Raw genomic sequence first — 6,381 nt, 5'->3', positions numbered from 1 at the left:
ACAGTTAAACGTGTAGATAAGAACGGTACCCCGGTAACGGCAAAATACACCCCAACAGTAACTCCAGTAACTCCAGAAGGAACACCTGCAGAATCTGAAGGGCCTAAAGGGCAACCACAAACAGGAACACCTGAATTCAAACCAGGAAACCCTAATGTACCAATCGATGAAACTGTTAAACCAACATTTGACGATGGCACAACTGAGAAGAAAGTACCAGGAGAAGGAACATACACAATCGATGAAAACGGTAAAGTAACCTTCACCCCAGAACCTGACTTCGTAGGTAAAGCAACAGGCGTAACCGTTAAACGTGTAGATAAGAATGGTACACCAGTAACAGCTACTTACACTCCAACAGTTCGTCCTGATACTAAATTTGTTGTTGTAGGTAAAGATGGTAAAGAGACTGAGTTAATTCCGACTAAAGATGGTAAAAAACCTTCAGAAGTAATTCCAGGATACAAAGTGGTTAAAACTGAAGTTGACGAAAAAGGAAATACAAAACACATCTATGAAAAAGTTACAACAACTCATAAAGATAAAGATGGTAATGTAATTCCAGGAACGACTACTGAAGAAGGTACAACTCCTAAGAAAGATATCCCAGGTTACCGCTTCGTTGAAACTAAGAAACTTCCAAATGGCGATATTGAACACGTTTATGAAAAAGTTTCAACACCACTTATTCCTCAAACAGAGCCAGGTAAGCAAAATACAACTACTTGGACTGATGAGAATGGAAATCCATTGAAACCAACTGAGCCAGGTTCTAAAGAACCAGGAACAATTCCAGGTTACGAATATGTGAAGACAGTGACAGATCCAAATGGAAATATCAGACATATCTTCAGAAAAGTTCAAACACCAACTCCAGTTGACCCAACTCAACCAGTACAACCGGTAGAGCCAGTAACCCCAGCAATGCCTGAACAGCCAGCTAAACCTCAAGTACCGGCTACTACTCCAGCACAACCAGTACAAGCAACGGCAGTGAAAGAAGCTGAAGCTAAGCGCGAATTGCCAAATACTGGTACAGAAGACAATGCTCGCCTTGCAGCACTTGGACTTCTTGGAGTCTTGAGCGGATTTGGTCTTGTAGCTCGCAAGAAGAAAGAAGATTAAGGTTTCTAATTGATATGATTTGTTTGCTATAAACATATCATTCCTAAAGCTGATGAATCGAATGATTCATCAGCTTTTTTGCTGTTATAATTAGAGGTGGTAAACTGGCTGATTAACGGATGCAATCTCTTAGAACCGAAATGACTCATTTGGTTTTGGATTTAATAAGATTATTTAAATGTATAAAAGATTTCAAAGTGAATAGTAATTCAAATATGCACAAAAACAATAATATATTTAATATATTGAAAATAAATTGTTGATTTATTTGATTTGAGAAGATGAATATGGTATTATTAATCTGTATGCTAAAAACATTTTTTTGATATATATAATTTCTTATGTTAATGAATTTATTTTTCGTAAGAAGTTTTAGTATCAATTAAATTGGAAGCGACAAAAAAATAAGGAGGATTTCATTCTAAATGAAAAATAAACAACAGGATTTTAGAACGGAGAAGTACATTCGTTACGGTATTCGTAAGTATAGCTTTGGTGCAGCTTCAGTAGCAATTGCGGCTGGTTTGATGTTCCTAGGTAATGGCGCGGTATCAGCGACGGAAGTACAAGGTGCAGAAGCATCAGTAGCAGCAACAGCAACAGCTACAGATGAAAAAGCTGATCAAAATACTGCAGATGTGAAACCTGAGACAACAAAAGCAGAAGAAGCGAAATCTGAAGTTAAAGCAGAGGAAGCTAAAAAAGTAAATAAGGCTATCCTTGAAGCAAGTATTGCTACTTTGGAGTCTAAACTTTCAACTGCTAAATACGCAGATGCTACAGTAGTAAGTTCAGCTAAGGAAGTGTTGGCAACAGCTAAAGCAACTCTTGCAAAAGCAGATGCTAGTCAAGCCGATGTAGATGCCCAAGCTGAAACTGTATCAGCTTTGAGCACAGTTGTAACTGAATCAAATACTGCTGGTTTCGATAAGAAACAAGCAGCTGAAAAAGAAGCTGCAAAAGCTGAAGCAGAAAAAACTGCAACTCCAGTTGAAAAAGCTCTTTCAGTAGCAACATCAACTCTTACACAAGTATCATCAGAAGCAGAAGTAACCAATAAATTGGCTGAAACTGAGCTTGCTAAGGCAGATGTCAAAGAAGAAAACAAGGCGGCGGTTGCAGCAGCGGTCGCTAAAAACCAAGCAGTTCTTACTGAAACTAAGGCTCTTCTTGCTGATAAGAGTGTCACAAAAGAGCAAGTAGATGCACAATTGGAACGCCTCAATGAATCAATCCTTGCAGTCTACAACGAGTTGAAAAATGCAGGAATTAACCGTGATGGTAAGTTCGCAGTAAACTTGGCAGATGCTCAAACAACTCCTCTTAAAGATTCATCTGAAGAAGCAGGTAAAAAATGGTTAGCAGATCGTGACTATGAGTCACTAGCAGATGTTAAAGTAAAAACAAAACTTAAAGAAATCGCGAAACTAAATGACCAAATCCAATGGATTGACTTAGGAGATACAACAGCTTGGAAAGGTTTAAAAGATAACGGACAACTTCAAGTTGGATCACAATATGAAAAAGAACTAATTCCAGGTTATAAAGTTAAATTAACAGTAAAAGCTCTTAAACCGTTCCATTCAACAGAAATTCATAAAAATCGTGTAGCTGGAACAGACTATGCAGGTTCTTATGAAGAAAATGCAAACAATGCTTTTAACCCAGCTAATGGTGGAAGTGGTATTGGTGCTGCCCCTCAAAATAAATGGACTCAGGTTCAATCTACTGGTATTGATACTGGTAAAACAGCCGCAACAACACTTTCTGGAACAAATGACCAAGGAAAACCGAAAAACGGAACAGTTGCCGGTGTGTTATTTGACTTAGAAGCTGAATACAACGGTAAAAAAGTACAACCAGGGGTTGTAATGACATCTGGTGAGGAACAAGTACGTAATGAGGTTGAGATCTATACTACTAACGGTACACCATGGGAATTAGCTGGAATCGTAGGTAAAGCAGGAAAAGACACGCCATATGCACCAAACCCTAACTTCAATGGATTTGCAAGCATGGGTGGTGTTGAAAATTGGCTTTCAGCAGACGTTATTAAAGCAATCAAAGCTAAACAATTCGCAACTCCAGATAGCGCAACTGGTGGGTTGGGATCACAAGTATTCGGTCCATACATTAACCAAGGGGCAAATGCTACACCAATCGTATCATCAGCTAACGTATCACAATTAGGGTTCTACATCATGACTTCTGGTGCTCAATCTTCAATGATCGGTATTAAATTCTCTGACTTCGGAGATCTTCCAGAATCATATGGTATTGCTGAGCACTACTTAAAAACACAAACTACAGACTGGACAACAAAAGTTGTTCGTCAAATTCAACAACCATATTTAGGTAAAGTAAAAGCTGATATCGACTCAGCTCCAGGTACTCGTGTAATTGGTGTTGACTCAGATGATACGAAAGACACTGGAGATGAAGGTGTAGATCAACTTATTGCTCCAGAAAATGTTCATATTAACAAAGATACAGGTCGTCCAGAAGTACAATTAGTTAGAGGTCCAGAGAATACTTATAAAGTTAAAGTTCTTGCTTCAGCTAACGGAAATGAGAAATATGACGGTACTGTAGAACCAGCTTACGTTCGTGGATTTATTGACTTCAATGGTAATGGTAAATTCGATAAAGGTGAAGAATCTAATATTGCAGAAGTAAATGGAAATGATCAAACAGTAGAATTAACATTTAAAAATACTCAAGTAGTTGATACTAGTAAAGATGTTGTAAACTTCCGTGTACGTATCGCTACAGAAGAATCTCAAGTAGAAAAACCAATCGGTATTGCTTACTCAGGGGAAGTAGAAGATAACCAAATCCAAGTAATTCATCCACCTCGTGGAGATAAAGAAGAAACTACTGGTAAACAAGGTGAAACTCAATCTGTAGGTATCGAATTCAGAACTCATGCAGTAGGAGACGATGCATCTGACCTAGGTTCTAACAACGGTAAAACTACATTCAACTCATACGGTAAAATTCAGTATACTGAACAAAGTAATGTAATCAGTGCTGAAACTACTAAGAAAGCTCAAGGTGGCGTTAAAATTGTTGATGGTGATAACCTAGTTGATACCCTTAAAGTTCCAGGTCAAGGTACATACACAGTAACAGAAGATAAAGTAACCTTCACTCCAGAAGCTAACTTCGTAGGTAAAGCTGATGGTATTGCACTACGAGCAGTGGACTCAAATAGTGAATCTACTGGATGGACTGCATTAACAGCTCAAAACAGTCTTGAAAACATCAATGATGGTACACATTCAACGACTACAAAAACGATGGATGCTGTTTATATTCCAACAGTTACTCCAAAAGAAATCACAGCAGACCCAGAAACATCAACTGATGTTCAAGGTAAAGCACAGAAGAAAACACCAACATTTACAGCAGGTGCAGATACAGAGAATCCAACACCAGTAACTCCAAGTGCTACTTCCCCAGCTAAATTAATAGATCCAGCAACAGGAAAAGTAACTGATGCAACATCTGTAACCGTAGAAGGACAAGGAACTTACACAATCAATCCAACAACAGGAGAAGTAACATTCCAACCACTTCCAACATTTACAGGAACTGCAACTGGAGTAGGTGTATCCCTAACAGCACAAGTAGGTCAAGATAAAGACGGCAATCCTGTAACAGCTACAGCTACTACCACTTATACACCAACAGTAACAGCTGTAACACCAACAGCAGATCCAGCTACTTCAACTGGTATTCAAGGTGAAACACAAAAAGGAATACCTACATTCACAGCAGGAAATACAGAAGTTCCTATTAAAGAAAACTCTGTTAAACTTCTCAATGCAGATGGAACAGAAGCAACTGGCCCAGTTGATGCTTTAGATGAAAAAGGAAATAAAGTTGGGGAATACACTGTAAACCCAGCAACAGGTGAAGTAACATTCACACCAACTGACAAAACTTACACTGGTAAAGTTGTACCAGCTAAGGTTCAAGCAGAAGATAAGAACGGAACAAAAGTTTCAACTACTTACACTCCAAACATCGTAGGCGTAACCCCAACAGCAACTCCAGATGAATCAACAGGAGTTCAAGGTGAAACGCAAGAAGGAACAGTTTCATTTGCACCAGGCGAAACAACAATTGGTGGTGAGAAGAAATCAGTTCCAATCAAAGCAAACTCAGCTAAATTGTTGAATGCAGATGGCTCAGAAGCAACTGGTCCAGTTGATGCATTGGATGAAAAAGGTAACAAGGTTGGAGAATACACAATTGACCCAGCTACTAACAAAGTAACCTTCACGCCAACTGATAAGACTTATGTTGGTAAAGTTCAACCAGCTAAAGTTCAAGCTGAAGATGAAAATGGAACAAAAGTACAAACTACTTACACACCAACAATCGTAGGCGTAACGCCAACAGCAGACCCAGCTGAAACAACAGATGTACAAGGTGTTGAACAATCTAAAGAAGTAACATTCAAACCTGGCAAAGCAACTGTTAACGGTGTTGAAAAAGAAGTACCACTTAAAACTGATTCATTTACATTATTAGATGAAAATGGACAACCAGCTACATCAGTACCAGCTAAAAACCCAGCGGGAGACGTTATCGGTACTTACACACTTAAAGTTGTAGACGGTAAAGCAACTGCAGTATTTACACCAACTGATAAAACATATGCAGGAGAAGTTGAACCAGTTACTATCCAAGCTAAAGATACAAATGGAACTCCAGTAACGACAACTTATACTCCAAACATCACTCCGGTAGAACCAACAGGAACACCAACAACATCTGAAGGTGCACAAGGACAAACTCAAGAAGGAACTCCAACATTCACTCAAGGTAACGATAAAGTTCCTATGAAGATTGATAATGAGCAACCAGCGAAATTGATTGATCCAGCTACTGGAAACCCAACTGATGAAACAACAATTCCGGCAAAAGATGCTAAAGGAAACACAGTTGGTACATACACTATCGAACCAACAACAGGTAAAGTAACATTCACACCAAACAAAGACTTTGTAGGTACTCCAGTACCAGCGACAGTTCAAGCGAAAGATGCGAATGGAACACCAACAACAGCTACATATACCCCAACAGTAACACCAGTAGTTCCAACAGCAGACCCAGCTGAAACAACAGACATCCAAGGTAAAGAACAAACTGGCAAACCAACCTTCACACCAGGGGCTGATAAGTACCAATGGATGATGATACTCCAGCCGACATTCGAGATGGTTCAAAAGAAAAAGTTATTCCAGG

At 39.0% G+C, this 6,381-nt stretch carries 2 protein-coding genes; both read left to right on the top strand.

Going from position 1 to position 6,381, the window contains the following annotated elements:
* On the top strand, positions 1-1,125 hold a 1,125-nt coding region (locus JQ843_RS09515), incomplete at its 5' end, for an LPXTG cell wall anchor domain-containing protein (RefSeq protein WP_203213503.1).
* 425 nt (positions 1,126-1,550) lie between these two features.
* Positions 1,551-6,381 (top strand): GEVED domain-containing protein (locus JQ843_RS09510; protein WP_203213502.1); only part of this gene is annotated, 4,831 nt, incomplete at its 3' end.

It is taken from the genome of Streptococcus mitis (genome assembly GCF_905187495.1).
Taxonomy (GTDB): Bacteria; Bacillota; Bacilli; order Lactobacillales; family Streptococcaceae; genus Streptococcus; species Streptococcus mitis_CU.
Note: the sequence above shows the minus strand (reverse complement) of the source record. Positions and strands in the feature narration are given on the sequence as shown.